25 protein-coding genes are annotated in these 24,872 nt (G+C 61.3%); 16 read left to right on the forward strand and 9 right to left on the reverse strand.

Going from position 1 to position 24,872, the window contains the following annotated elements:
- Positions 1-70 precede the first annotated feature (70 nt).
- Positions 71-1,162 carry a hypothetical protein gene (locus tag RHIBUN_RS0120180; RefSeq protein WP_025660942.1) on the reverse strand — a complete coding sequence of 364 codons (1,092 nt, stop codon included), beginning with the start codon at positions 1,160-1,162 and terminating at the stop codon, positions 71-73.
- Positions 1,163-1,275: 113 nt separating this feature from the next.
- Here RHIBUN_RS0120180 and RHIBUN_RS0120185 point away from each other — a divergent pair, with 113 nt between their 5' ends.
- The 3 genes from RHIBUN_RS0120185 to RHIBUN_RS0120195 all read left to right on the forward strand — a co-directional run bounded on the left by RHIBUN_RS0120185 (position 1,276) and on the right by RHIBUN_RS0120195 (position 3,712).
- Positions 1,276-1,860, forward strand: a complete 585-nt coding sequence (locus RHIBUN_RS0120185; RefSeq protein WP_025660943.1) for a nitroreductase — start codon at positions 1,276-1,278, stop codon at positions 1,858-1,860.
- Positions 1,860-2,462: a flavin reductase family protein gene (locus RHIBUN_RS0120190; protein WP_025660944.1), complete on the forward strand. Its 603-nt coding sequence runs from the start codon at positions 1,860-1,862 to the stop codon at positions 2,460-2,462. The genes RHIBUN_RS0120185 and RHIBUN_RS0120190 overlap by 1 nt, the downstream gene beginning before the upstream one ends.
- 77 nt (positions 2,463-2,539) lie before the next feature.
- Positions 2,540-3,712 (forward strand): DUF2336 domain-containing protein, encoded by a 1,173-nt coding sequence (locus tag RHIBUN_RS0120195; protein WP_198021166.1) that lies wholly within the window; start codon positions 2,540-2,542, stop codon positions 3,710-3,712.
- Here RHIBUN_RS0120195 and RHIBUN_RS0120200 read toward each other — a convergent pair.
- Entirely contained in the window at positions 3,709-4,116 is a 408-nt protein-coding gene (locus RHIBUN_RS0120200; RefSeq protein ID WP_025660946.1) for a hypothetical protein, read from the reverse strand. The two genes, RHIBUN_RS0120195 and RHIBUN_RS0120200, sit on opposite strands and share 4 nt — an antisense overlap.
- 109 nt (positions 4,117-4,225) lie before the next feature.
- Here RHIBUN_RS0120200 and RHIBUN_RS0120205 point away from each other — a divergent pair, with 109 nt between their 5' ends.
- Positions 4,226-4,684, forward strand: a complete 459-nt coding sequence (locus tag RHIBUN_RS0120205) for a GNAT family N-acetyltransferase (protein WP_025660947.1) — start codon at positions 4,226-4,228, stop codon at positions 4,682-4,684.
- On the opposite strand, the gene RHIBUN_RS0120210 is transcribed toward RHIBUN_RS0120205, so the two are convergent.
- Positions 4,685-5,863 (reverse strand): AI-2E family transporter, encoded by a 1,179-nt coding sequence (locus tag RHIBUN_RS0120210; protein ID WP_025660948.1) that lies wholly within the window; start codon positions 5,861-5,863, stop codon positions 4,685-4,687.
- Between the two features lie 204 nt (positions 5,864-6,067).
- Between RHIBUN_RS0120210 and RHIBUN_RS0120215 the strand changes: the two genes are divergently transcribed.
- Positions 6,068-6,685 (forward strand): GntR family transcriptional regulator, encoded by a 618-nt coding sequence (locus RHIBUN_RS0120215; RefSeq protein ID WP_025660949.1) that lies wholly within the window; start codon positions 6,068-6,070, stop codon positions 6,683-6,685.
- A 3-nt stretch (positions 6,686-6,688) separates the two neighbouring features.
- Positions 6,689-7,144 carry an OsmC family protein gene (locus RHIBUN_RS0120220; protein WP_025660950.1) on the forward strand — a complete coding sequence of 152 codons (456 nt, stop codon included), beginning with the start codon at positions 6,689-6,691 and terminating at the stop codon, positions 7,142-7,144.
- 5 nt (positions 7,145-7,149) lie between these two features.
- Here RHIBUN_RS0120220 and parE read toward each other — a convergent pair whose 3' ends face one another.
- A complete protein-coding gene (parE, locus tag RHIBUN_RS0120225) occupies positions 7,150-9,222 on the reverse strand; it encodes a DNA topoisomerase IV subunit B (protein ID WP_025660951.1) in 2,073 nt (690 codons plus the stop codon).
- 215 nt (positions 9,223-9,437) lie between these two features.
- Here parE and RHIBUN_RS0120230 point away from each other — a divergent pair, with 215 nt between their 5' ends.
- The 4 genes from RHIBUN_RS0120230 (at position 9,438) to RHIBUN_RS0120245 (ending at position 13,698) form a co-directional block, all read left to right on the forward strand.
- The gene (locus tag RHIBUN_RS0120230; RefSeq protein WP_025660952.1) at positions 9,438-10,322 is read left to right on the forward strand and encodes a phospholipase; all 885 of its coding nucleotides are present in this window, start codon (positions 9,438-9,440) and stop codon (positions 10,320-10,322) included.
- A 198-nt stretch (positions 10,323-10,520) separates the two neighbouring features.
- Entirely contained in the window at positions 10,521-11,291 is a 771-nt protein-coding gene (gene tpiA / locus RHIBUN_RS0120235; RefSeq protein WP_025660953.1) for a triose-phosphate isomerase, read from the forward strand.
- Between the two features lie 107 nt (positions 11,292-11,398).
- Positions 11,399-11,929: a preprotein translocase subunit SecG gene (gene secG / locus RHIBUN_RS0120240; protein ID WP_025660954.1), complete on the forward strand. Its 531-nt coding sequence runs from the start codon at positions 11,399-11,401 to the stop codon at positions 11,927-11,929.
- Between the two features lie 140 nt (positions 11,930-12,069).
- A complete protein-coding gene (locus RHIBUN_RS0120245) occupies positions 12,070-13,698 on the forward strand; it encodes a CTP synthase (RefSeq protein ID WP_025660955.1) in 1,629 nt (542 codons plus the stop codon).
- 158 nt (positions 13,699-13,856) lie between these two features.
- Here RHIBUN_RS0120245 and RHIBUN_RS0120250 read toward each other — a convergent pair whose 3' ends face one another.
- Positions 13,857-14,945 (reverse strand): citrate synthase/methylcitrate synthase, encoded by a 1,089-nt coding sequence (locus RHIBUN_RS0120250; RefSeq protein WP_025660956.1) that lies wholly within the window; start codon positions 14,943-14,945, stop codon positions 13,857-13,859.
- An 87-nt stretch (positions 14,946-15,032) separates the two neighbouring features.
- On the opposite strand from RHIBUN_RS0120250, the gene RHIBUN_RS0120255 reads away from it, so the two are divergent.
- The 6 genes from RHIBUN_RS0120255 to RHIBUN_RS0120280 all read left to right on the forward strand — a co-directional run bounded on the left by RHIBUN_RS0120255 (position 15,033) and on the right by RHIBUN_RS0120280 (position 21,859).
- The gene (locus RHIBUN_RS0120255) at positions 15,033-16,178 is read left to right on the forward strand and encodes a citrate synthase (protein ID WP_025660957.1); all 1,146 of its coding nucleotides are present in this window, start codon (positions 15,033-15,035) and stop codon (positions 16,176-16,178) included.
- A 126-nt stretch (positions 16,179-16,304) separates the two neighbouring features.
- A complete protein-coding gene (locus RHIBUN_RS0120260; protein ID WP_245271696.1) occupies positions 16,305-16,826 on the forward strand; it encodes a FecR family protein in 522 nt (173 codons plus the stop codon).
- Between the two features lie 5 nt (positions 16,827-16,831).
- Positions 16,832-18,691: an adenylate/guanylate cyclase domain-containing protein gene (locus RHIBUN_RS0120265; protein ID WP_025660959.1), complete on the forward strand. Its 1,860-nt coding sequence runs from the start codon at positions 16,832-16,834 to the stop codon at positions 18,689-18,691.
- 97 nt (positions 18,692-18,788) lie between these two features.
- Complete coding sequence (locus tag RHIBUN_RS0120270) at positions 18,789-20,663, forward strand: DEAD/DEAH box helicase (protein ID WP_025660960.1); 1,875 nt, start codon at positions 18,789-18,791, stop codon at positions 20,661-20,663.
- A 54-nt stretch (positions 20,664-20,717) separates the two neighbouring features.
- Positions 20,718-21,149, forward strand: coding sequence for a GNAT family N-acetyltransferase (locus RHIBUN_RS0120275; protein ID WP_025660961.1), 432 nt, complete (start codon positions 20,718-20,720; stop codon positions 21,147-21,149).
- A gap of 14 nt (positions 21,150-21,163) precedes the next feature.
- Positions 21,164-21,859, forward strand: coding sequence for a 50S ribosomal protein L11 methyltransferase (locus tag RHIBUN_RS0120280; RefSeq protein ID WP_025660962.1), 696 nt, complete (start codon positions 21,164-21,166; stop codon positions 21,857-21,859).
- A 13-nt stretch (positions 21,860-21,872) separates the two neighbouring features.
- Here the strand turns inward: RHIBUN_RS0120280 and RHIBUN_RS0120285 are convergent, their stop codons facing one another.
- From RHIBUN_RS0120285 to trpC, 4 genes are read right to left on the reverse strand one after another with little or no spacing between them, the layout of a single operon-like run.
- Entirely contained in the window at positions 21,873-22,289 is a 417-nt protein-coding gene (locus RHIBUN_RS0120285; protein ID WP_025660963.1) for an ACT domain-containing protein, read from the reverse strand.
- 50 nt (positions 22,290-22,339) lie between these two features.
- Entirely contained in the window at positions 22,340-23,563 is a 1,224-nt protein-coding gene (glp, locus tag RHIBUN_RS0120290) for a gephyrin-like molybdotransferase Glp (protein WP_025660964.1), read from the reverse strand.
- Positions 23,560-24,057, reverse strand: a complete 498-nt coding sequence (gene moaC, locus RHIBUN_RS0120295) for a cyclic pyranopterin monophosphate synthase MoaC (protein WP_025660965.1) — start codon at positions 24,055-24,057, stop codon at positions 23,560-23,562. Before moaC ends, glp begins: the two co-directional genes overlap by 4 nt.
- 1 nt (position 24,058) lies before the next feature.
- Entirely contained in the window at positions 24,059-24,871 is an 813-nt protein-coding gene (gene trpC / locus RHIBUN_RS0120300) for an indole-3-glycerol phosphate synthase TrpC (RefSeq protein WP_025660966.1), read from the reverse strand.
- Between the last annotated feature and the right edge of the window lies 1 nt (position 24,872).

The following is a 24,872-nucleotide window of genomic DNA, read 5'->3' on the forward strand; positions in this document are numbered from 1 at the left end:
AATACAAAACCGCCCGGTTTCTAAAAGAACCGGGCGGTTTTTCTTTGTCTGTGTACCCCTAGGAGGTCGATCAGTCCGCGCCGGCGCCGGTGCCGCCCTGGAGCTGATCGTAAGTAGGTAGCGGTGCCTGTGTACTCGGCGAGCCGTCAGTCGCTGGCGGTTGCTGATCAGGCTGAACCTGAACGGTTTTGGCGGCCTCTGTCGGTTCTTCGGGTTGCACGTCCTTCATCAGAACTTCGACGTCTGTGTTCTTGCCGGCTTCGACCTTGAAATCCCGCTGGTAGATCTTGTCCTTGTTTCGAGCTACGGCGGAGTATTCGCCTTCGGCGAGCACCATGGTCGGGAAAGCGCTGACGCTCTCGCCGACACTGTCGCCAGCGGCCGTCAGGATCGACCAGGCGGTATCGGCGATCGCTTCCCCACCGGCGTCGGACACGAGCTTGAACGTGATCTGTGCTGCCTTGTGCTGGATGGTTGCTTCCGTGAGCTTGCCTGCCTCCACCTGGATATCGGCGCGGATCGAGGCATTGGTGTCGCCGTATTCGGAGACGATGTGGTAGGTTCCGGCATTCAAGCGAACCACGGTGTTTGGCGGCACGTCAGCCATGACAAGACCGCGCTCGCCGTCCTCACGCACCTCGGCGGAGTAAATCGAGAAGCTGAGCTGATCCGGGCGAATGCGAACGTCCGTTCCCGAGACCGCGTTCAGCAGCAAGCCACCGGCTTCCAGCACCATCGTCTGCTTGTCGACCTCACCCTCTTCAGGAACCGTCAGCTTGCGCGTGACACCGGCGCGACCGAAAGAAACGTTGACGAAATAGTCTCCCGGCGCGAGCTGAAAATCCGCGGAGCCGCCTTGCGAAGACGCGATCAGCGGAAGCTTTCCGTCGGTACCCGCTATCGGGCTGAACACATACCAGGAGAGACCATCCTGAACAGGATCACCGTTGGCGGTCAGTTTCGCCTCGAGCGCGATCTCGCGCAGCTTCGAGCCCTGCGGGGCGGTGCCCGGCGCGATGAAGGCATTCAGCTTCGGCATTTTCGCAGTCGTATCCAACTGCTTGAAGGTCTGGAAGGCGTCCTGCGCCTGGCTGCTTAAAGGCAGTAGGGCGGTCAAAACCAAGGCCAGGCTTATGCTTGCATATGGCGAAATGCCAACCATCTGTCGTGCGAACCAATTGACATCTGAAATCACAGAGGCCACTTCAAGACCAACGCGATGGCAAATTCAAGACCCATCCCAAATGCTGTCATGAAAATGGAAGTCTCTCCCGCATGAAATCCGATATCAAGCTGATCGACTATCTCGGTGTCCGTCGCTCTATTCCCGCTTTCCAGATGTGCGAGCCGGGCCCCGACAAAGCCGAGATCGAAGAGATTTTGCGCCTGGCCTCCCGCGTGCCCGACCACGGCAAGCTCGCGCCATGGCGCTTCATCGTCTATCGCGGCGAAGAGCGTGCCCGGATTGGCCAAGAGCTCCTCAAGCTCGCGCTCGAGGCCAAGCCAGAACTGTCTGAGGAAATGGTCCAGGTGGAGCGTACGCGCTTTACCCGCGCTCCTGTTGTCGTTGCCGTCGTCAGCAAGTCCGGCCCGCACATCAAGATTCCCGAGTGGGAGCAGTTGATGTCGGCAGGCGCGGTCTGCCTCAACATCATCTTCGCCGCCAACGCCCATGGCTGGGTCGCCAACTGGCTGACCGAATGGTTCGCCTATGACGAGCGCGCCTACGAACTTCTCGGCGTCAAGTCGGGCGAAAAGATCGCTGGTTTCATTCACATGGGCTCGACGACGTTTCCGCCCGTCGAGCGCCCGCGCCCGGAACTGATCGAGACTGTGACCTGGGTTGGCGGAGGTGACTGATGTTCTATACCGCCGATACGAACCGGCATGGCCTGTCGCACGATCCCTTCAAGGCGATTGTCTCGCCGCGCCCGATTGGCTGGATTGGCAGCAAGGGAAGCGACGGCTCGATCAACCTTGCACCGTACTCCTTCTTCAATGCGATTTCCGATCGCCCAAAACTCGTGATGTTTTCCTCCGCCGGTCTAAAGCATAGCCAGAGGAATGCGATCGAGACCGGCGAGTTCACCTGCAACTTTGTCAGCCGAAACCTGGTCGAGAAGATGAATATCTCATCGGCAGCCGTCGACTATGGCGTTGACGAGTTTGCTCTTTCCGGCCTCACCGCCAGGAAGGGTGAGCTTGTCGACGCGCCCTACGTCGCCGAGGCCTTTGCCGTGCTCGAATGCAAGGTAACGGAAACCCTTGTGCCGAAGTCACTCACCGGTGAAAATTCCGAGAACATCATGATCCTAGGTCAGGTCATCGGCATCCACATCGACGAGACGATCATTCGCGATGGGCGCCTCGATATGGCGATCGCCAGGCCAGTCGCCCGCATGGGTTACATGGACTATAGCGAAGGCAGCGACGTATTCGAAATGTTCCGGCCGCAGGTTTGACGTTGGCCGTCAGAGCTTAAGGAACATGGTGAACCAATCATAAACTTTTCCAAGATACCGTGATCCCACTGATTGGAATGCGAGAGAATCGCATTCGGGCATGGGGCACACGGGTGATCGTAGAAGCATTTCTTCGTTGGGCGGAAACCGCCAAGGCCGGAGACAGGGCCCGTGCGGCCAGTGCCCTCGGCAGAGCCTATCTGCAGTCCGAAATGGCAGCAGAAGAACGCGCCGCGGCCGAGATGGCCATGACTTTCCTGCTCGACGACCCATCCCCCAAGGTGAGGCTGGCGCTTGCCGAAGCAATCTCTTGGTCACCGGAGGCGCCGCGAGCGGTTATACTCTCGCTGGCTGCGGATCAGCCGGAGATCGCCTGCCATGCGGTCACATGCTCACCCTTGCTGTCGGACGCAGACCTGGTGGATCTCGCCGCCAGCGGCAGCGACATCACTCGAATGCTGATTGCCGCGCGCGGCACAATTTCACGGCCGGTTTCAGCCGCGCTCGCCGAAATCGGTGAAGAAGAGGCCGTCCTCTGCCTTCTCGAGAACGGCGGGGCGGCCATCGCGCCTTACTCTCTTAAAAGAATTGCCGAGCGGCTCGGCCATCACTGCGAAATCCGCAATCTGCTGCTGGAGCGCGGGGATCTTGCGGCGGACGCGCGTCAGTTGTTGACGCAGCATGTCAGCGCCGCCCTCGTCGGTCTGCCATTGGCGCTAGCGACGATCGATCCCGGCCGACTGCACAGGATCAGCAGAGAGGCCAATGAAACTGCCATCGTGTCGATTGCTGGCGAGATTCCGCCGCGCGAGATTTCAGACCTTGTCGAGCATTTACGGGTTAGTGGCCACCTAACGCCGTCGTGCCTGATCCACGCTCTTTGCTGCGGAAAGGTCGAGTTCTTCGCAGGCGCCATCGTCAACCTGACTGGCTGCGAAGAGCGACGCGTTCGCTCCATCCTCGCAACCGGTCGCATGCACGCGGTGCGCGCCCTCTATGAGACGGCCGGCCTTTCCCGCGAGATCAGCACGATCTTCGTCGAAGCGACGCTGTTGTGGCGGGACGCATCGAAAGATCTGTCAGCGACGATGCTCGGCGACGTCTGCGGCAAGCTGCTTGAGAAGTTCCGCCGGCATGCAACGCATGGGGCCGTGCAGGAACTCCTGGAGATGATCGAAAGGCTGCACATCGCTGAACAGCGGCAGCATGCACGCGCTTACGCTCAATTGACGTCGCTCGCCGCAGCCTAGCGGTGCAGCCGCTTCGCGACCCAGGAATAGCTGCCCGAGACGAAGTGGACGGGTGAAGCCAGCGCTGTTTTCATTTCGCTACCGGACGGCAGGTACGCGCGCACCTCACTCGCCACCCGGTCAGCGAGGGCCGACAACCGACCCTGCGTTCCGGCTGGAACGGGCGGCGTCGGCGCGTTTTCCACGACCGCCTTCGGCGCTTCCGGGGAAGCAGGCTTCGGTGGCTCACAGACAGCAATTACCGTTGGGTAGCTGACATTCGTATAGCGCTTCAGCTGCCTTTCCGAATCGGCGTCGCACATGGCGACGGTCTGCCATTTCTGCTCAACCGTGGCGAGATAGTTGCATTGTGTGACCGAGTCGTTGCAGCCTAGGATCGTCATTGCAACCAGCACCGCTTGCATAATATCGCCTTTTGAATATTGAACCTTCGCCTCTTAGATGCTGAAATTCCAACAGAATGAAGGCGCCCCAACATTTTTTACGCGGGCGCCGCAAGATAGGAAAAGTCCCGTGTCCGTTACGATTGCTTTGGAAACACCGCGCCAAGACGGCGTGCTCCGCTTGCTCGACATGTCCGACGCATATGCCCAGTCTCTGTATCCGCCAGAGAGCAATCACCTCGTCGATGTATCGACCTTGGAGAAGCCGACCGTCAGCTTCTTCGTCGCCCGCAACGAGGGTGCGATCGTTGGCTGCTGTGCACTGGTCGAGGCTGGCGACGGAACAGCGGAGATCAAGCGGATGTTCGTCGACCCGGACGCTCGCGGCTTGAAAGTGGCAAGCAAGCTGATAGACGCACTCGAAACGACGGCCGCTGAAAAGAAGCTCCAAGCCGTCCGTCTTGAAACCGGCATTTACCAGCCAGAAGCGATCGCTCTCTACCGCAAGTACGGCTATGGCGAAATCGAAGCGTTTGGCAGCTACCTGCCAGACCCACTTAGCCTGTTCATGGAAAAGCGGCTGCCCTGATCATTCGGCCGCGCGAGACGCCGGCGGGGCCTGCTCGTCGGTCATGACGTTCGGGCCGGTTTCGGCACTCCGGACCTCGTGCATCCATTCGCGCCAGATCGCCACAATGAGGGCCATCAGCACCGGCCCGATGAAGAGGCCGAGAAAGCCCATGGTTTTCACGCCGCCGACAAGGCCGAAGAAGGTCGGCAGGAATGGAAGCTTGATGGGACCGCCAACAAGCTTCGGACGAAGTGTCTTGTCGACAATGAACAACTCGACCGTTCCCCAAACGAAAAGGCCGATGCCTGCGATATGTGAGCCACTGGCGAGCAGGTAGACAGACACCAGGGTAAAGGACAGCGGGGCACCACCGGGTATCAGGGCCATGATACCGGTCAGGACGCCGAGCGTGACGGGCGAGGGGACACCGGCGATCCAATAAGCGACGCCGAGCACGATGCCTTCGCCGATCGCGATCAGTGTCATGCCCATGACAGTCGAGCTGATGGTTGCCGGAACGACGCGGGAAATTCGCTCCCAGCGGTTCGGAAGAATGCGTTCGCCGAGCATATCGATCTGCTGCGAGAAGGAGGAACCATCGCGGTAGACGAAGAACAGCGCGATCAACATGAAGAGCAGCGTGAGGAGCAGGTGGAAGGCGCCACCGCCAGCTGCCAGAATCGCCCGATAGATGTTGCCGATATGGGCGCCGCTCACAGCCTGGATTAGCTCACCCATGGCACCGGGGCTGCCGATATATCTGGTCCACAGTTCATCGAGATACGGACCGGCAAAAGGCAGGGCGATGATCCACTGCGGGGTTGGCGCACCGGACCTGTTTGCGTGCACGGCCCAGGCCACCCATTCGCGCACCTCACCTGTCGTATAGGTGACGGCGAAAAAGATCGGCAACACGAGAAACGTCACGATCATCAGAATCGCGATGGTGGCGGCGACCGTTGTGTTTCCACCGACACGGCTGAGAAGCCGGCGATACAGCGGCCAGCTTGCAAAACCGATGACAAGGGCGGCGAGAACCGGGACGGCAAAGCCGTAGAAGAAGTAGACGCCAGCAGCGACAACAAGCACGAGCAGCCAGCGCGCCGCGGAGATCGAGGGAATTAACGGCGTGCGGGCTGGGCCTGAGGGGCCGAGCCATCGCGGCTCTCGCTGGATGTTGTTGTTCGGAAGGCTCACGTCGTTCTTTTCCCCTGTTTTGGCTATGGATATGGGCCATGCGCCCCTCGGGCGCAAGCACAATGACCGATTCTGTCATCGACTGGCGCCCGTGAGACCACCGGCGATCCATACTACGCTCCCTAACGCTATTCTTCGCAATCAATATGACAGAAATCATGCCACAGCGTTGCCAAAATACACTTGCGCGTTTACTTTGGATCCATGGATACAAACCTGATTGCAACGGCGCTGCGGCGCGAAATAGAAGGCGGGAGCCTGCCGCCAGGGACCGTCCTGAAACAAGAGCTCCTGGCAGAGCGGTTTGGCGTGAGCCGCCAGCCGGTACGCCAGGCGCTAGATCGGTTGCTGGCGTCAGGCCTGCTCGACCGGCGGCCTGACCGAAGCCTGGCCGTCGCCGGTTTGACGGAAGAGCAAGCACGTGAACTCGCCGAGATCCGCGCAGCCTTGGAGAGCATGGCGCTGCGCGCTGCGCTGGCGCTGCTCGGCGACAGTGACCTGCGCAAGGCGCGCCGTCTCAATGAAGATCTGATCGAAGAGGATGATCCGGCCGCGCTGGAGGAGCTGGATGTCGCCTTTCATCGAACGCTCTACGGGCGATGTGGCAATCGCCGCCTTCTGTCCATGATCGACGAACTGCGGCGTGAATCGCGTCGTGCCTATCTGAGGCAGCCAAAGGGCTCCAACGAGCGTGTGATCCTCCACGCCGAGCATCGCGCCATCATAGACGCGTGCGCGCGTCGCGACGAGGGTGAGGCACTGAAGGCCCTGTCGGGCCACCTGCAGATGACAACAGCGCGCCTGGCGCGCAAGGGAGAATGAGAGATGACGACTTTTTCCGCGGAGGTCGCATGGGAGCGGGGCGCGGCAAGTTTTATCGACGGACGCTATAGCCGCGGGCACAGATGGAGCTTTGATGGCGGCGCCACCGTCGCTGCCTCCGCTTCGCCGCACAATGTGCCGTTGCCGTATGCGCTTGCCGAGAATGTTGATCCGGAAGAGGCATACGTTGCAGCACTGTCGAGCTGCCACATGCTCTTCTATCTCTGGCTGGCCTCAAAGAAGCGCATCCTGGTCGATAGCTATATCGATGCGGCAACCGGCCTTATGGAAACTGTGCAGGGCAGGACAATGGTGAGCCGCGTGGAGCTTCGACCGCAGGTTACCTATGCCGGCGACAGGCCGAACCGAGAGATCGAACAGAAACTCCACCACGAAGCGCACGAGTTGTGCTTTCTTGCCAACTCCGTGAAGACGGAAATTACGGTGCGCCTCGACTAGCCGGTTCAGATATCGAGGTATTCCGCAAAGGCGGCGCGATCCTGAATGAACCGGAAGCGCGCTTCCGGCTTCGTTCCCATCAGGTCGTCGACCGCCGTGCGCGTACCCTCGAAATCCACCTCGTCGATAATCACGCGCAACAGCGTGCGCTTGCCTGGGTCCATGGTGGTTTCTTTGAGCTGCGCCGGCAGCATTTCGCCGAGGCCTTTGAAGCGGCTGATTTCGACTTTCGCCTTGCCCTTGAACTCGGTCTCCATCAGCTCGGCGCGGTGCGCATCGTCGCGGGCGTAAGCGGACTTCGCGCCCTGGGTGATCTTGTAGAGCGGCGGCACGGCCAGGAAGAGGTGACCGCCACGGACCAGCTCCGGCATTTCCTGATAGAAGAACGTGATCAGCAGCGAGGCAATGTGGGCACCGTCGACGTCGGCATCGGTCATGACGATGATGCGTTCGTAGCGAAGGTCTTCCTCACGATACTTCGAGCGCGTACCGCAACCGAGCGCCTGAACGAGATCAGCGAGCTGCTGGTTGGCGCCAAGCTTTTCGCGACCGGCACTGGCGACGTTGAGGATTTTGCCGCGCAGGGGGAGGATCGCCTGGTTGGCACGATTGCGAGCCTGCTTGGCCGAGCCACCTGCCGAGTCACCTTCGACGATGAAGAGTTCGGCACCCTGGGCGGTGTTCTGTGCGCAATCGGCTAGCTTGCCGGGCAGGCGCAGCTTGCGCACGGCGGTCTTGCGGTTGACTTCCTTTTCCTTGCGACGGCGCAGGCGTTCTTCCGCACGCTCTATAACCCAGTCGAGCAGCTTGGCTGCCTCGTTCGGATTGTCGGCAAGGTAGTGGTCAAAGGGGTCGCGGAGTGCGTTTTCAACGATCCGCTGGGCTTCGACCGTGGCGAGCTTGTCCTTCGTCTGGCCGACGAATTCCGGCTCGCGAATGAAGACCGAGAGCATGCCGACGGCGGAGATCATCACGTCATCGGTGGTGATCTGGGCAGCGCGCTTGTTCTGCGTCAGTTCGGCGTAATTCTTCAGGCCCTTGGTCAGCGCGATGCGCAGGCCCGCCTCGTGCGTGCCGCCTTCGGGCGTCGGGATCGTGTTGCAGTAGGAGTGGACCTGGGGATCGCCGCCGTACCAGGTGATCGCCCACTCCAGGGAGCCATGACCACTGGTCTTCTCGGTTTTCCCTGCGAATATCTCGCGGGTAACGGTGAATTCCTTGCCCATCGTCGCCTGCAGGTAATCCTTCAGGCCGCCGGGGAAGTGGAAGACCGCCTTGTCAGGTATCTCCGAGCCTTGCGGCAGAACGCCTTCCTCGCAACTCCAGCGGATTTCGACGCCGCCAAAGAGGTAAGCCTTGGAGCGTGCCATACGGAACACACGCCCGGCATCGAACTTCGCGTGCTCGCCAAAGATCTGCGGATCGGGGTGAAAGCGGACTCGCGTGCCACGACGATTGTGGACGTCGCCGAGTTCTTCCAGTTCGCCCTGGGGCAAACCGCGGGAAAAGCGCTGACGATATAGCTTCCGATTGCGCGCAACCTCGACTTCCAGCACGTCGGAAAGCGCGTTGACGACGGAAACGCCGACGCCGTGCAGACCACCTGACGTCTCATATGCCTTGCCGTCAAACTTGCCGCCCGCGTGCAGCTTCGTCATAATCACTTCAAGGGTCGACTTCCCGGGAACTTGCGGGTGATTCTCGACGGGGATACCACGGCCATTGTCGCTGACCGTCAAGTAGCCCTGCAGGTCAAGGTGAACCTCAATGAAGTTCGCGTGGCCGGCGACAGCTTCGTCCATCGAATTGTCGATGACTTCGGCGAAGAGATGGTGAAGAGCCTTTTCGTCGGTGCCGCCGATATACATGCCCGGCCGCATGCGGACGGGTTCAAGACCCTCGAGAACGCGGATCGAGGACGCGCCGTAGTCTTCCGACGTCGAGTTCACGGGCGCCGGACGCAGGGCGGGGGCAGCAGCCTTAGCGGGTGCGGCCTTTTGTGGCTCGGCAGACTTTGGAGCTTCCTCCTGCTTCGGTGTCAGGGGCAGTCCGGAAAAGAGGTCGTTGCTATTGTCCATGGGGCCGTTCAGATCTTTATCCTGTCGGGCAGGGGCCTTACGCCAAGCCTGACCCAAAATCACCGCATTTGATGTCACGTTTGCGAATCAGGCAGATTCTGCCAGAAAGCGCCTCGTTACGCGACGCCGCCCGATCAGGCGGACTTCCTTAGGAAGTGGTTTGCGTTGGCGGGCGTGGAATGGCAAGCGGCCAGAAGGCTCAGGGAACCATGCTCATGCGAATGTCCACAAGTCATTGCACCATTATTACCGCAATTGCGGCCTTTTTCCTGACGACGACGGCAAGCGGCCGAGCGGCCGAGAGCCTGCCGCCCTTTAAGGACGAGCTCTTCTCCACACAAAATGTGCTGCGGACGAGCGATAATGGCGCCCTTGACGTCATCGAATACGACGAGATGCGGGACATCAACGGCCGCGATCAGATACCCCAAAAGCGCGCCCAACAAAAATACGTGTCTCTCGGCGTCAAAAGGCAGCAGTCGGACGAGACCTTGCAGCTTGGTTCGCAAAGACTCGACGTCACCAGGGTGGGACAAAGCTCGGGAGCGGCATTTACGGTCATTTTCATTCACGGTCGTAACGGCGACCGGCGCCTCGGCGTGAACGACTACAGTTTCGGGGGCAACTTCAATCGCCTGAAGAACCTGGTCGCCGGCAATGGCGGTGTCTATTATTCGCCGACGGTCAAGAGCTTCGACAGCGATGGCGTCGCCGCGATCAAAGGGCTGATCCGCTACGCTTCCCAGCAGTCGCCCGGCAAGCCGGTCATTCTGGCGTGTGCGTCGATGGGCAGCCAGGTCTGCTGGGGCTTGAGCCGTGACCCCGCCAGCGTGAAAGCCCTCAAGGGAATGGTGATCCTCAGCGGCGTTACCGATCCGGATTTCGGCAAGAGCCCGTTCTTCAAGGCCAAACTGCCGCTTTGGTTCGCGCATGGCAGCCGGGATCCGGTCTATGCAGCGACAGACCAGCAGGCACTCTTCGAAAACCTGCTGAAGGGGGATTACCCTGCACATTTCACGCTCTATCAGACGGGAAATCACGGAACACCGATCCGGATGATCGACTGGCGCCGCACGCTGAACTGGATGTTGGGTTCGTGACGACAACCTAAGTCGCCTGACCGCCGGGCGAGCGTCATGGCGGCCGCCTGGTCTATCATTTTCAGCAACATGGGCTCCAAATTTTAAGCATTTGCGCGACAAAAGGCCGTTATTTCCCTTAGGGAAGGTGCCCAAACCTTTTCATTGATCCCCGCTTTTGCTAAGGCCCCACGATACGTGGAAGATGGGAAGGCTGGCATGACACCTGACGTGCGTCCGCTTGTGGCGGGAAACTGGAAAATGAACGGCACGCGTGCCTCCCTCGACCAAATCAAGGCAATTGCCGAAGGTGTTCAGGGGCCACTTTCCGATAAGGTGGAGGCGCTGATCTGCCCTCCGGCAACGTTGCTTTATGTCGCCACTGCGCTCTCCACCGACAGCCCGCTGGCGATCGGCGCACAGGACTGCCACCAGAAGCCCTCGGGCGCCCACACCGGCGATATTTCGGCCGAAATGATCGCAGACTGCTTCGGCACTTACGTGATCGTCGGACACTCGGAGCGTCGCACCGACCATGCCGAGACCGACCATCTTGTTCGCGCCAAGGCGGAGGCTGCGTTCGCGGCCGACCTGACGGCAATCGTGTGCATCGGCGAAACGGCGGACGAACGCAAGGCAGGCCAGACCCTCGACATCATCAAGCGTCAGCTTTCCGCTTCGGTGCCGGATAGCGCGACGCCGGAGAATGCCGTCATTGCCTACGAGCCCGTCTGGGCGATCGGCACCGGCGTTACCCCAACCGTGGAAGACGTAGAGAAGGCGCACGCCTTCATGCGTTCCGAGCTCGTCGCCCGCTTCGGGGCGGCTGGCAAGAAGATCCGCATCCTCTATGGCGGCTCGGTCAAGCCAAGCAATGCAAGGGAGTTGATGGGCGTCGCGAATGTCGATGGCGCACTGATCGGCGGTGCAAGCTTGAAAGCGGCCGATTTCCTCGCCATCTACGGCGCATACGAAGCGCTGCTTGCTTAGAGCCGTGTATATTCCGAGCCTAAGGGCTTGGAATAGCGGATCACCTCATGTAAAGAGCGCCAGAATTTTACTTTATGCCCGCCGCGCGCGTGGGCAGGACTGGACCCATGCAGACCGTTTTGATTGTCATCCATCTCATGATCGTGCTGGCGCTTGTCGGCGTCGTGCTCATTCAGCGCTCGGAAGGCGGCGGCCTCGGCATCGGCGGCGGCTCGGGCTTCATGTCTGCCCGTGGCACGGCCAATGCGCTGACGCGCACGACCGCGATCCTGGCGACGCTGTTCTTCATCACGTCGCTCGGCCTCGGCATTCTCAACCGCTATGAAAGCCGTCCGACGGATATTCTGAATCGTATTCCGGCGACGAGCGGTGAGGGCAAGGGTATTCTCGATTCGCTCGGCGGCCAGAACGGCAATGCCGCTCCGGCTGCACCGGCCGCGCAGAACAACAACGGCGTCCCGACCGGCGGTGAGACCGCTCCGGCTCCGGCAGCAACCGCGCCGGCGGCTCCGGCAGCAACTGCTCCGGCCGCACCGGCACCTGCCGAAACGGCTCCGTCTACTCAAACTGCTCCGGCAGCACCGCAGGCGACTACGCCTTCCGCTCCGGCGCCCGCCACCGTCCCAAGCGGACAGTAAGCGGCACACAGCATCAACCGCCGGCAGGCCCTCGGGTCTGCCGGTTTTCTTTTGTTCAAATTCCGCGCTGGCACCAAAAGTTCTGGAAAAGAATTTTTGGGCTGGTGGAATCGTTTTTGAAAAGGTATCCGGTGACTCCCATGGCGCGATACGTATTTATCACTGGCGGCGTGGTTTCCTCTCTCGGTAAAGGAATTGCGGCCGCGGCTCTCGGAGCGTTGCTGCAGGCCCGTGGTTATCGGGTGCGGCTTCGCAAACTCGACCCCTATCTGAACGTGGACCCGGGCACCATGAGCCCGACCCAGCACGGCGAAGTCTTCGTCACCGATGACGGTGCCGAAACGGATCTAGATCTCGGCCACTACGAGCGCTTTACCGGGCGTTCGGCGACCAAGACCGACAACATCACCACCGGACGCATCTACAAGAACATCATCGACAAGGAACGCCGCGGCGACTATCTCGGCGCGACCGTTCAGGTCATTCCGCACGTCACCAACGAGATCAAGGACTTCGTCACCGAAGGCAACGGCGACTACGACTTCGTCATCTGCGAGATCGGCGGCACGGTCGGCGATATCGAGGCGATGCCGTTCATGGAAGCGATCCGCCAGCTCGGCAACGATCTGCCGCGCGGCACTGCGATCTACGTCCACCTGACGCTGATGCCGTATATTCCGGCTGCCGGCGAACTGAAGACCAAGCCAACCCAGCACTCCGTCAAGGAACTGCAGGCGCTCGGCATTCATCCGGACATCCTGCTGGTGCGCGCCGACCGCGAAATTCCGGAAGCGGAACGCCGCAAGCTGTCGCTCTTCTGCAACGTCCGTCCGTCCGCGGTGATCCAGGCGCTCGACGTCGCCAACATCTACGACGTCCCGATGGCCTACCACAAGGAAGGGCTCGACAACGAAGTGCTGGCAGCCTTCGGCATCGAGCCGGCACCTAAGCCCCGCCTTGACCAATGGGAAGAGGTCTGCAACCGCATCCGCACGCCTGAGGGCGAGGTCACGATTGCCATCGTCGGCAAGTACACCGGCCTCAAGGATGCCTACAAGTCGCTGATCGAAGCGCTGCATCACGGCGGCATTGCCAATCGCGTCAAGGTCAACCTGGAATGGATCGAATCCGAGGTCTTCGAAAAGGAAGACCCGGCGCCGTATCTCGAGAAGGTCCATGGCATCCTCGTTCCCGGCGGGTTCGGCGAGCGCGGCTCGGAAGGCAAGATCCATGCGGCCCGCTTCGCACGCGAACGGAAGGTACCTTATTTCGGGATCTGCTTTGGCATGCAGATGGCCGTTATTGAAGCCGCCCGCAACCTTGCCGGCGTGGAAAGCGCCTCGTCGACCGAGTTCGGCCCGACGAAGGAGCCCGTTGTCGGCCTGATGACCGAATGGGTGAAGGGCAATGAGCTGCAGAAGCGCACGGAAGCGGGCGATCTCGGCGGCACGATGCGCCTCGGCGCCTACAAGGCTGCGTTGAAGAAGGATACGAAGATCTCGGAGATCTACGGTTCGACCGATATTTCCGAGCGCCATCGCCATCGCTACGAAGTCAACATCGACTACAAGGACCGTTTGGAAGACTGCGGTCTCATCTTTTCGGGAATGTCACCGGACGGTGTACTGCCCGAGACGATCGAGTATGCTGAGCATCCCTGGTTCATCGGCGTTCAGTACCATCCGGAACTGAAGAGCCGTCCTCTAGACCCGCATCCGCTCTTCGCAAGCTTCATCGAAGCCGCAACCGAACAGAGCCGCCTGGTCTGACCTTCAAGAGGGCGCCTCAACGAGGCGGCCTTTTTGATTGCCGAGAGACACTTAGCAATTTGCGGCCTATCTCAGCGGTTAGAGGCTTCCCCGCACCGAGACCCACTATAAACGATATGCCGGCGGCTGGGACCGCCGGTTCTTCTTATTGTCGATGCTCACGCCGCCTGCGGCACCGGCCCGACATAGATCGACCGAGGACGGATCAATCTGCCTTGCAGCGCCTGCTCGCGCGCATGCGCGATCCACCCCACGGTCCGGCCGATCGCGAATACGCCGGTGAATGATTCGCGCGGAAAGCCCAGCGCATCGAGCAATAAGGCGGTGTAGAACTCGACATTGACGTCCAGCGGCCGGTCTGGCTTGCGCTCCCTCAGGACAGCAAGCGCCGCACGTTCGACGGCTTCCGCAAGCTCCACGCGCTGGCGATCGACCTGCCCAGCCAAGACGAGCGGTCGCAGCGCCTTCTTCAATGCATCGGCGCGCGGATCACGCACCCGGTAAATGCGGTGACCGAAGCCCATCAGGCGTTCGCCGCGATCCAATGCTCGACCGAGCCACCCGCGCGCATTCTCGCTGGCTCCGATCTCATCGAACATATCGAGCACAGGCCCCGGCGCGCCGCCATGTAAAGGTCCTTTAAGCGCACTTATCGCCGCGAGCACTGATGAAGTGAGGCCGGCCCGCGTCGAGGCGATGACGCGCGAAGCAAAGGTCGAGGCGTTCAAGCCATGGTCGGAAATGGTCACAAGATAGGCGTCGAGAGCAGCCTTCTGCTCCGCACTCGGCATCCTGCCTGTGAGCATGCGCAGGATGTCGGCTGCCTGGGGTAGCGAAGCGTCCGGGGCCACGGGTTCGTTGCCGGCCTGCAGACGGAGTATCGCCGGCAGGAAAACTGCGGGCGCTGCCAGCAATCGAAGCGCCGCTTCGAAGTCCTCGCCATCTGGCAGGCGAGCGATGAGAGCGCGCATCGCGTCCACTGGCGGCAAGGCCAGCAGGTCCGATTGGAGGGCCGCCACATGGGCAAATAGGCGCACCCGCATTTCACCCAACCAATCGCGGAGTTCTGCAGGACCAAAATGCCGTTCCGTCAGGCCGTCGAGCAACAGCGCGGCAACACTTTCATAGGTTGCTGTCGATACGAGATTATCGAGCGACACGCCACGGATGATCAGGCGGCCCGCTTCGCCGTCGACATCGGAGAGCTGCGTTTCCGCTGCGATAACATCTTCCAAACCGTTTTTCATGGTGTTTTCTCCTTTACGTGCAACAGGATCAAGCTTAGATTGATTGACGTCAATCTTGATGCAAATGATCAATGTAAAGAGGACAAAATGCTTTGGCTGACAGCCGAGCAGGCGCTCGAGAAACTCGGAACCAAGCCACAAACGCTGTACGCCAATGTAAGTCGCGGCCGTATCCGGGCCAAAGCAGATGCCAGCGATCCACGGCGAAGTCTTTACAATGCGGTCGACGTCATGCGGCTTGCCGCACGTCACGCTGGCCGACGAAAGACCGAGACAGTTGCGGCAGACGCCATCCAATGGGGCGATCCCGTGTTGCCATCTGCCATTTCCACCATTCTGGATGGCCGACTCTACTATCGCGGCCGTGATGTGGCGACATGGGCGGAACATGCGACGCTCGAGGAGACCGCGGCACTTCTGTGGAAGTCCGGACCGATTACAGCCGCAGCAAGCGAGTCTTCTGAAACGGGACCGTCGTTAGAGCGGGCATTTGTTTTGCTCGCACAGCGCGTGACCCGCGACTTACCGACTCTCGGCAGAGCGCCAACCGTACTGCAAGCCGAAGCAGAAAGTATTCTTTCGATCGTGGCCAGTGTCCTTGCTCCAGATGCGGCAGCTTCACCATTGCATCTGCGCCTCGCCACCAGCTGGTCCAGGCCAGAAGCCGCCGATTGCATCAGGCGCGCGCTTGTGCTCCTTGCCGATCACGAACTCAACGCGTCGACCTTTGCCTCGCGAGTGGCTGCTTCTTCAGGCGCAACGCTATCGGCCGCGGTCCTGTCGGGCCTATCGACCTTGAGCGGACCGCTCCACGGTGGCGCCTGGCATGGCGTCGCCTCGTTGATCGCAGAGGTCGACGCGCTCGATGCCAGTCAAGCAATACGGCAGGCGTTGACACAGGGAAGACCGCTGCCGGCGTTCGGCCATCCTCTGTATCCGGATGGAGACATCAGGGCAAAGGCGCTGATGGCTCAGTTCGACTTGCCGCCGAGCTACGCCGAACTGGCGACCGCGGGACAAGAGATCGTGGGGGAAGGCGTCAACATCGATTTCGCGCTGACAGCCATGAGCGCCGCCTTCGATCTTCCCGATGATGCGCCCCTCGTGATTTTCGCGCTCGCGCGAACCGTCGGGTGGCTCGCTCATGCCATGGAGCAGATCGAGAGCGGCCGCCTTATTCGGCCGAGGGCGCGCTATACTGGACCGGCAATCGAAAGACCGCTTAAGAAATAGACAATGTCGGATAGGCGTTGACGTTTTGACATGCGTGCTGCAGCTATCAGCGTATGATGCCGTCGCACGCCCGGGCTGTCCGGCCATGCATTCAGGTAGGGGACGAATATGCTTGTGAACTCCAGAATGCTCCTGGTGCTGGCAGCGTGGGCAAGCGCTGCCTGTCTGTTCAGCTCAGATCCGGCACTTGCGCAAGCGAACGGATGCACGATGGCGCGCGTGGCGGGAACGGCGCGACAGATCATGCGGTGCGCGGATGGCGTGACGATCATCGCCGAGGCTGGGGCCCGCTTCAACGCCGTCGACCGCAATCGCAACGGGCGACCGGATGCGGTCTCGTTGCGCAACAAGGCCGTGCTCGTCGATGTCGACCGGGCTCGGCACCCGGACGGATTCGAGGTCGTCACACCACAGGCAATTGCCGCCGTCCGCGGCACACGTTGGGCTGTCGATGTCAAGAACGGCACGACCTCTGTCTTAGTCGTACGCGGACGCGTAGCGGTCGGCCGTCCTTCGGCAGGAGCAGCAGCACGCGTCGTGCTGAATGAAGGCGAGGGTGTTGATGTCGCGCCGGGCAGCGCACCACTCACCGTCCGCCGCTGGCCGCCGGCCCGTAGCGCGGCCCTGCTCGCCCGCCTCGGCCAATAACGCCGATGCAGGGCAGACGGCTCCTGGTCACGATTGCTCTGCTGCTATCCGCGCTCTGGGGCGGACTCCTCGGCTATATGCATCTTTCGGGAAGCATGAGTTTCCTCGACCGCCTCGAAGCTTCCATTACTGACGTGCGAAGCACGGTGATCGGCGCAAAGGAGCCTCCGCCGGTTACCAGCATTGTTGCGATTGACGACCAGACTGCCGTCGACAACGGCTATCCTCTCAATCGGGCAACGCTTGCCCGCGTGGTTGCCGCCGTCAGCGCTTTCAAGCCGAAGGTCATCGCACTTGATCTTTTACTGGTTGATCCCGGACCAGAAGAGGGAGATGCGGCGCTTGCCGTGGCGCTCCATCAGAGCCCCAGCGTTATCGCCGCCGCCGGCGTCTTCCCGAAGGACACACAGGCGGTCGATCACGACGCCAATGATCCGCTGGCAGCGATACCGGCAGCCAGCCAGATGCTGTTGCCTCTAAGTCGCTTTTCCGACGTTGCTGCCATTGGCGTCGTCAACGTCGCCACCGACGAGTCAGGCACACCGCGTTTCATTCCGCTGATCTCTCGTGGCGGCGCACGAGTCGATGCATCATTTCCGTTGCGGGTGGCGTCACTGGCACTGGGTATCAATCCGGCATTCTCGCCTGGCGGGCTTGCGCTCGGCGACCGGCATCTGCCGACCGACAACGGGCAGCGCCTGCCGATCACCTTCTATGGTCCACGCGGGACCATTCCGACTTTCAGCGCGGCGGATGTGCTGGCCGGCAACCTCCCCGCCAAGGCAATAGAGGACAAGATCGTCGTGATCGGCTCCACGGTGACGGGCGGTGGCGACGTCTTCCCAACCCCATTCGATCCGGTATTGCCGGGCGTCGAGGTGATGGCGACGGCAGCGACGCATCTGATTGCCGGCGACGGCATCATCAGGGACCGCAATGTGCGCCTGCTCGATTCGCTGATCGCAGTGGGTCTGCCGGTGCTGTTGATCAGCCTGCTTGCGTGGCGACGCAGCGCCATCGGCTACGCTATCATTGCGTCGGCGGCGCTTGCATGGGCCGCCCTGAACGTTGTCGCCTTCGCGCACGGCTATTGGTTCAGTGCGGCATTGCCAATCGCTGCGGCGCTGCCGCCCGTGCTGCTTTTCGGCGCGGCCGAGATCTGGATGGATCGTCGCCAGGCCGCACACTTTGCGGCGCAAAGCGACCTCCTGCAGCGCATCGAGGCCCCGGGCCTGGGAGAGTGGCTCGCCCGCGATCCCAACTTTCTCGCAAAGCCGGTCCGGCAAGACGCCGCAGTCGTCTTCATCGACCTCTCCGGCTTCACCGGCTTGAGCGAAGCAATCGGCGCGACGAATGTCCGCGAAGTTCTCAGCGATTTCTTCGAACTGGTCGACGAGGAGGCACGCTCGCACGGCGGCGCGGTCACCAGCTTCATGGGCGATGGCGCGATGATTCTTTTCGGCCTGCCGCAACCGGCCGATGACGACGCCGCGCGAGCCGCCGCGTGCGCCGTGCGCCTGTGCGGGCGAATGCGTCCCTGGTTTGCAATACATCCCGCGCTGAGCGGCCGAAAGACTGGTTTCAAGGTTGGAGCTCATTGCGGTCCGGTCGTTGCCTCGCGCCTAGGAACCGGCAGCCGCCAGCAGATTACCGCAACGGGTGACACCGTGAATGTCGCCAGCCGCCTGATGGAGGTTGCGGCAGAACGTGGTGTCGAACTTGCGTTGAGCGCCGCACTGATGAAAGCGGCAGGCGCCGATAGCGCGCCGCTTCGCGCCGGCCGGCTCGAGGGCCCTGCAAAAGCACGCATTCGTGGCAGAAGCGAAGGCATCGACGTGTGGCTATGGCAGGGACATCCGCTTTGACATTTGCCGCCTGACCAAGTAGGAACGGCCAACTTCTTCACCGGCAATTGCCGGCTAGGGCGCAACATGCGCGTGAGACTTCCGAAAGATAGACAACATGACAGATTTTAACGGCGTCGTTCCGGCGATCGCCAAGGCGTTGGTGAAGCGCGGTTACACCGAGCTGACGCCGGTCCAAAAGTCCATGCTCGACCCGGCACTCGCCGCGTCGGACGCCCTCGTTTCGGCCCAGACCGGCTCCGGCAAGACCGTAGCCTTCGGCCTCGCGCTGGCGCCGACGCTGCTCGAGGACGCGGAACGCTTTGGCCCTGCAGCGGAACCGCTGGCTCTTGTGATCGCACCGACGCGCGAACTCGCGCTGCAAGTCAAGCGCGAACTCGAATGGCTTTATGAAGCGACGGGCGCGCTGATTGTCAGCTGCGTCGGCGGCATGGACATCCGCAGCGAGCGCCGTGCGCTGGAGCGTGGCTCCCATATCGTTGTCGGTACTCCCGGTCGTCTCTGCGATCATATCAGGCGCAATGCGCTCGACATTTCCGGGCTCAAGGCTGTTGTACTTGATGAAGCCGATGAAATGCTTGATCTCGGCTTCCGCGAAGATCTGGAGTTCATTCTGGATTCTTCCCCCGATGACCGTCGCACGCTGATGTTCTCGGCGACGGTGCCAGCAGCCATCGCGAAACTGGCGAAGAGCTATCAGAAGAACGCGGTGCGGATCGCGACGGCTACCGAGGAAAAGCAGCACGGCGACATCGAATACCGGGCTCTTGTCGTGTCGCCGAGCGACCGCGAGAACGCGATCATCAATGTCCTGCGCTACTATGAAGCGACCAACGCCATCGTATTCTGTTCGACGCGCGCGGCGGTGAACCATCTGACAGCCCGCTTTCACAATCGCAACTTCAACGTCGTCGCCCTGTCGGGCGAACTGACGCAGAACGAGCGCAGCCATGCGCTGCAGGCAATGCGGGATGGACGCGCCCGCGTCTGCATCGCAACGGACGTTGCTGCCCGTGGTATCGACCTGCCGGGTCTCGACCTTGTCATTCATGCCGACCTGCCGACCAATCCCGAAACCCTGCTTCATCGCAGCGGCCGCACGGGTCGCGCCGGTCGCAAGGGCGTCAGCGCGCTGATAGTGCCGCTGAACGTCCGCCGCAAGGCAGAGCGTCTTCTTGACAACGCCGGCATCTCGGCCGCCTGGGCTCGTCCGCCGTCAGCGGAAGAGGTCATAGCACGTGATGAAGCCCGTCTGCTTGCCGACCCCATCTTTGATGAAGCCCCTAGCGAGGAAACCCAGGACTTGGTCAAGCGGCTTCTCGATACGCATGGCGCCGAAAAGCTCGCCACAGCCTTCGTCAACCTCTATCGTTCGAACCAGTCCGCGCCGGAGGATCTGATCGAGGTCGCGGTTCAGGACAGCCGTGGCGGCAAGCGCCGCGAGCATGCCGAGGGTTTACGGGAGCCTTATCAGAAAGGTCCGCGCGACGACTTCGGCGCGAGCGTCTGGTTTTCGATTTCGGTCGGTCGCAAGCAGAATGCAGAGCCGCGATGGTTGATCCCGATGCTTTGCCGGAATGGCAATCTGACCAAGCGCGAGATCGGCGCGATCAAGATGCAGCCCGAGGAAACCTACGTCGAGATTTCCGCGGCCAGCGCCGACAGCTTCCTGCAGTCGATCGGTCCAAACAAGACGATGGAGCGCGGCATCCGCGTGACGCCGCTGAACGGCACGCCTGATTTCAGCAAACCTGCCGCCGCAAAACCCTATGCCGGCAAGAAGGCCTTTGGCGAGCGTCGTGAATTCACGGATGAGCGCCCCAAAGGCAATTTCCGCAAGGAAGCCCGCGGCGAGGGCGGGAGCGACGAGCGACGCGACTCGAAGCCTTGGGGCAAGAAGCCGGGCAAGCCGAAGTTCGAGGGCAAGGGCGGCAGCGGCCCTAAGCCCAAGTTCTCGAAAAAGAAGGCATAATGATCCCACCGGCGGCGCAGCCTTGCGTCGCCGCTTGAACCCGCGGAGAGGACAATGGCAGATACCATCGTTTTAACGGTTCCTGTTTTCAGTACCCTTTGCAATGAGGCGTTCAAGCTCCGGCGCGCGGTCTTTGTAGCCGAACAGAATGTACCCGCCGATGAAGAATTCGATGCGCTTGATCTTACTGCGCATCATGTCGTCGCGGTTGCAGGCGGTGAGGTCTGCGGGACGCTCCGGATCATCCATGCGAACGAGCATGTGAAGATCGGCCGTGTCGCCGTCGGCAAGGCATGGCGCGGACATGGTGTCGCAAGCGCGATGTTGACCTATGCGATGAACGAGCACCGATCTGCCCGTGAGAACCGGTTTTATCTGACGGCACAAAGCGATAAAATAGCACTCTACGAACGCTTCGGATTTGCCGCCTACGGCGACGAATTCCCTGATGGCGGCATACCGCATCTGGCGATGAAGAATTATTGATCCGGCCGAGCGGAATGAGCGGACACCGCCATCCTGAGGCTGAACCAAATCGCGATGCTTTCTTTCCGCGGGATGTCCGCGCCTTTATCGTCGAAAACCTTCACCTGAAACCCGCACCCGGCCTGCAGGAGATAGTTCTCTACACGGCTCATCCCGGCAGTGGGCTGTCGCGCCTCAGAACCAGCGACGCGGAGGATGCGCCGCCGTACTGGGCCTACAACTGGGCTGGTGGAACGCTGCTCGCTCGGCATATTCTGAATTATCCGGACATCGTTAGCGGCCGCCGCGTCCTCGATCTCGGCGCAGGGTCCGGCATCGTCGGGATCGTGGCCCGAAAATGCGGAGCATCCCTCGTGATCGCAGCCGAGATCGACACGAACGCGATCGCGGCGATTGGCCTCAACGCGGCGGCGAACGGCGTCGCGATCGAAGTGACGAGCGCTGACGTGCTTGCCGGCTCCCCGCCGGATGTCGATGTCATCCTCGCTGGGGACGTCTTCTACAATCCCCAGCTTGCCGGGAGGGTTTTGCCGTTCCTTGCGGCCAGTCGCAAGGCAGGCGTCGATGTCCTCATTGGAGATCCGCGCAGGCAGTCGCTGCCACTCGCAGCCCTAAAGCTGGTCGCTGAATACGCTGTCCCCGATTTCGGCGACGGTTCGACCGGGCAGGGGGCGATCGGCGGGGTGTTCACTCTGGCGGACGCCCGCTGATCAAAGACGGCGTTTAGGCCGACGACGTTTCTTGTAGTTTAAGCAAGATCTCGAGCGCCAAATCCGCCATGGCGACTGGAACGAAGACATGATCGTGATGGTAGGCCGCTACCATGTTGCACGGGATTGAGCGGGCTGCCAACGCAGAAGCAACCGCGGCCGTCAGGCCGACACCTTCCAGCGACGAAAAGACTTCAAGAACGATACGCCGCATCGGCGCATCGCAATTAAAGCCGAGTTCCGCAGCTCGGCCTCTCGAGAGGATCAGGGAGGTCCCTTCGTGCTCGCGAAACCATGCAAGAGCATCGGGAACAGCAAGCTGTGCCACATCCTCGTCTGAGGTCACGCAGAATACGAACTCGCCATCCATGAGCGCAGGCGTCATGCGCGAAAGCATGGCCCGTGTGTCTTTGACAGCCTCCTTCGTCATCTCAATCCTGCTTTCTGTTCCCAGGAAACAATCAGGGCAGGCTCGACGGCTCAGCCCAGAAGATCAGGCCTCAGCATTATCACCGGGCAGGGACTTCCGGCGGGCAGTTCCGGTGCATGCGGTGGACGAACGATCAAGCAGTCGGACTCGGCGAAGATCTTCATCATGGACGAGTCCTGCTTGGTGAACGGCTTTGTCGCCAGCGCGCCGGATGACGATCGCGACAGCGTGGCTCGGACGTAGTCCTGCCGCTGGTCGTTGGCACGAAGCGTCGCAGCCGCCTCTACGGTCGCCTCGCGTCTGACTGGTGGCAGCGAGGCCAGTTTCCGAATCAACGGTTCAAGGAACAGGATCCCGCAGACTAGGCTCGACACCGGATTACCAGGCAGGCCAATGACATGGGTTTCGCCGAGGCTGCCGACCATCAAGGGTTTGCCCGGGCGCATGGCAATCCGCCAGAAATCGAGCTTCATGCCCGATGCGAGCAGCGTTGCCTGCACCAGATCATGGTCGCCCACCGACGCTCCGCCGAGCGTCACGATGACATCGACCTCGGCCCGCCTTGCGCGCTCGACCGCCGCCGAAATCCCGGCTTTGTCGTCGGGGACGATTCCGAGGTCAAGAACCTCGGCTCCCGCCTTGCGGGCCATGGCAGCGATGCCAAAGGTGCTAGACGCAATGATCTGCGCGGGAGCGGGCGAGCTTCCAGGTGGCAACAATTCGTCGCCGGTCGCAAGCAACGCAACCACCGGCTTGCGCCGGACCTCAAGGGTCGCGTGGTTCATTCCGGCCGCCACGGTCAGGCGAGAGAAGTCCAATACAGTGCCGGCCTTCAGCACCGCTTCGCCTTCGAGAAAGTCCTGGCCGCGAGGCCGGACGTGCTGGCCGGGACGAACTGCAAAGGTCGTGCGGATGCCACCCTCGATTTTTTCCGCATCCTCCTGCAGCAAGACGCTATCCGCACCGGACGGAACCGGGGCGCCGGTGAATATACGGACGGTCTCGCCCTTGCCGACAACGCCCTCAAACCCGTGCCCGGCGGACGACATCCCTATGAGCTTCAACTGACTGCCGGGCTGAGGGGCGTCGTCACCGCGCAAGGCGTACCCATCCATCGCTGACGCGTCGAAAGGCGGCTGGGTCAGCCTAGCCGCAACATCGGTCGCGAGCACACGACCGTCGGCCTCCGGCAAGGGGACTGTTTCAAGGGTCTCGATTGGCTCAGCACGCGACAGCAGGCGATCCTGCGCCTCAGCAACCGGCAGCAAGCTCATTTGCCGTACTCCGGATGACGAAAGTCTCCAGACTTGCCGCCAGATTTTTCGAGTAGCCGGATGGATCCGATTTCCATGGCCTTATCGGCGGCCTTGGCCATGTCGTAGATCGTCAGGCAAGCGACGGAAACGGCTGTCAGGGCTTCCATTTCGACGCCCGTCTTGCCCGTCAGCTTTGCCGTTGCGGTGACGCGCAAGCCAGGGAGATCGGCATCCTCCGTGATGTCGACCGAGACTTTCGTCAACATCAGGGGGTGGCAGAGCGGGATGAGGTTGCTCGTCTGCTTGGCCGCCATGATGCCGGCAAGGCGCGCCGTGCCGATCACGTCGCCCTTTTTCGCGTTGCCCGCGCGAATGAGATCGAGCGTTGCCGTCGCCATCCGCACGTGCCCCTCGGCGGTCGCGATCCTTGTGGTTTCGGCCTTATCGCCGACATCGACCATATGCGCCTCGCCGGAGGCATCAATGTGGGTGAGACCGGATTGGCCGCTCATATCACTCGGCCGCCTGAGCGGCTTCGGCGAATAGGAGCGCGCGCGTCGCCGCCGTAACATCTTCTTTGCGCATCAGGCTCTCGCCAACCAGGAACGTGTTGATGCCTACCGCCTGCAGGCGCTTGCAATCCGCGTTCGTGAATATGCCGCTTTCGCCAACCAACAGGCGATCCTCTGGAACCATCGGCGCCAGCTTTTCGCTGACTTCGAGGCTGACTTCGAATGTCCGCAGATTGCGATTGTTGATGCCAACGAGCGGGGAGGAGAGCTTCAGCGCACGCTCCATTTCCTCGGCATCGTGAACTTCCACCAGTACATCCATGCCGAGGCCGAAGGCCTCATCCTCGAGACGGTTTGCATCGTCATCGGAAAGCGACGCCATGATCAGGAGAATGCAATCGGCACCCCAGGCGCGGGCTTCTTGCACCTGATAGGTCTCGAACATGAAGTCCTTGCGCAGCGCCGGCAGCGAACCGGCGGCACGTGCCGCCATCAGAAATTCCGGCGCGCCCTGGAAACTTGGCGTGTCCGTCAACACCGAAAGACATGCCGCGCCTCCGAGTTCATAGGCCTTGGCCAGCGACGGCGGGTCGAAGTCGTGTCTGATCAGTCCTTTGGAAGGACTGGCCTTCTTGATCTCGGCGATCAGGCCGTACTGGCCGGCCTCACGTTTTGCAACGAGCGAGCGGTGGAAGCCGCGCGGCGCCGGTTGATCCGCCTGCATCGCCTTCAGGTCGGCCAGCGACACTTTCGTCTTTGCGGCGGCGATCTCTTCCCGCTTGTATAGTTCGATTTTCTTCAGGATGTCGGTCATG

It is taken from the genome of Rhizobium sp. IBUN, from assembly GCF_000510625.1.
GTDB lineage: Bacteria > Pseudomonadota > Alphaproteobacteria > Rhizobiales > Rhizobiaceae > Rhizobium > Rhizobium altiplani.

Excerpts from the sequence above, each read along its gene's own strand:
- RHIBUN_RS0120180 (WP_025660942.1), bottom strand. The coding sequence starts at position 1,162 with ATGGTTGGCATTTCGCCATATGCAAGCATAAGCCTGGCCTTGGTTTTG.
- RHIBUN_RS0120185 (WP_025660943.1), top strand. The coding sequence starts at position 1,276 with ATGAAATCCGATATCAAGCTGATCGACTATCTCGGTGTCCGTCGCTCT.
- RHIBUN_RS0120190 (WP_025660944.1), top strand. The coding sequence starts at position 1,860 with ATGTTCTATACCGCCGATACGAACCGGCATGGCCTGTCGCACGATCCC.
- RHIBUN_RS0120195 (WP_198021166.1), top strand. The coding sequence starts at position 2,540 with ATGCGAGAGAATCGCATTCGGGCATGGGGCACACGGGTGATCGTAGAA.
- RHIBUN_RS0120200 (WP_025660946.1), bottom strand. The coding sequence starts at position 4,116 with ATGCAAGCGGTGCTGGTTGCAATGACGATCCTAGGCTGCAACGACTCG.
- RHIBUN_RS0120215 (WP_025660949.1), top strand. The coding sequence starts at position 6,068 with ATGGATACAAACCTGATTGCAACGGCGCTGCGGCGCGAAATAGAAGGC.
- RHIBUN_RS0120220 (WP_025660950.1), top strand. The coding sequence starts at position 6,689 with ATGACGACTTTTTCCGCGGAGGTCGCATGGGAGCGGGGCGCGGCAAGT.
- parE (WP_025660951.1), bottom strand. The coding sequence starts at position 9,222 with ATGGACAATAGCAACGACCTCTTTTCCGGACTGCCCCTGACACCGAAG.
- RHIBUN_RS0120230 (WP_025660952.1), top strand. The coding sequence starts at position 9,438 with ATGCGAATGTCCACAAGTCATTGCACCATTATTACCGCAATTGCGGCC.
- tpiA (WP_025660953.1), top strand. The coding sequence starts at position 10,521 with ATGACACCTGACGTGCGTCCGCTTGTGGCGGGAAACTGGAAAATGAAC.
- secG (WP_025660954.1), top strand. The coding sequence starts at position 11,399 with ATGCAGACCGTTTTGATTGTCATCCATCTCATGATCGTGCTGGCGCTT.
- RHIBUN_RS0120245 (WP_025660955.1), top strand. The coding sequence starts at position 12,070 with ATGGCGCGATACGTATTTATCACTGGCGGCGTGGTTTCCTCTCTCGGT.
- RHIBUN_RS0120250 (WP_025660956.1), bottom strand. The coding sequence starts at position 14,945 with ATGAAAAACGGTTTGGAAGATGTTATCGCAGCGGAAACGCAGCTCTCC.
- RHIBUN_RS0120255 (WP_025660957.1), top strand. The coding sequence starts at position 15,033 with ATGCTTTGGCTGACAGCCGAGCAGGCGCTCGAGAAACTCGGAACCAAG.
- RHIBUN_RS0120260 (WP_245271696.1), top strand. The coding sequence starts at position 16,305 with ATGCTCCTGGTGCTGGCAGCGTGGGCAAGCGCTGCCTGTCTGTTCAGC.
- RHIBUN_RS0120265 (WP_025660959.1), top strand. The coding sequence starts at position 16,832 with ATGCAGGGCAGACGGCTCCTGGTCACGATTGCTCTGCTGCTATCCGCG.
- RHIBUN_RS0120270 (WP_025660960.1), top strand. The coding sequence starts at position 18,789 with ATGACAGATTTTAACGGCGTCGTTCCGGCGATCGCCAAGGCGTTGGTG.
- RHIBUN_RS0120275 (WP_025660961.1), top strand. The coding sequence starts at position 20,718 with ATGGCAGATACCATCGTTTTAACGGTTCCTGTTTTCAGTACCCTTTGC.
- RHIBUN_RS0120280 (WP_025660962.1), top strand. The coding sequence starts at position 21,164 with ATGAGCGGACACCGCCATCCTGAGGCTGAACCAAATCGCGATGCTTTC.
- RHIBUN_RS0120285 (WP_025660963.1), bottom strand. The coding sequence starts at position 22,289 with ATGACGAAGGAGGCTGTCAAAGACACACGGGCCATGCTTTCGCGCATG.
- glp (WP_025660964.1), bottom strand. The coding sequence starts at position 23,563 with ATGAGCTTGCTGCCGGTTGCTGAGGCGCAGGATCGCCTGCTGTCGCGT.
- moaC (WP_025660965.1), bottom strand. The coding sequence starts at position 24,057 with ATGAGCGGCCAATCCGGTCTCACCCACATTGATGCCTCCGGCGAGGCG.
- trpC (WP_025660966.1), bottom strand. The coding sequence starts at position 24,871 with ATGACCGACATCCTGAAGAAAATCGAACTATACAAGCGGGAAGAGATC.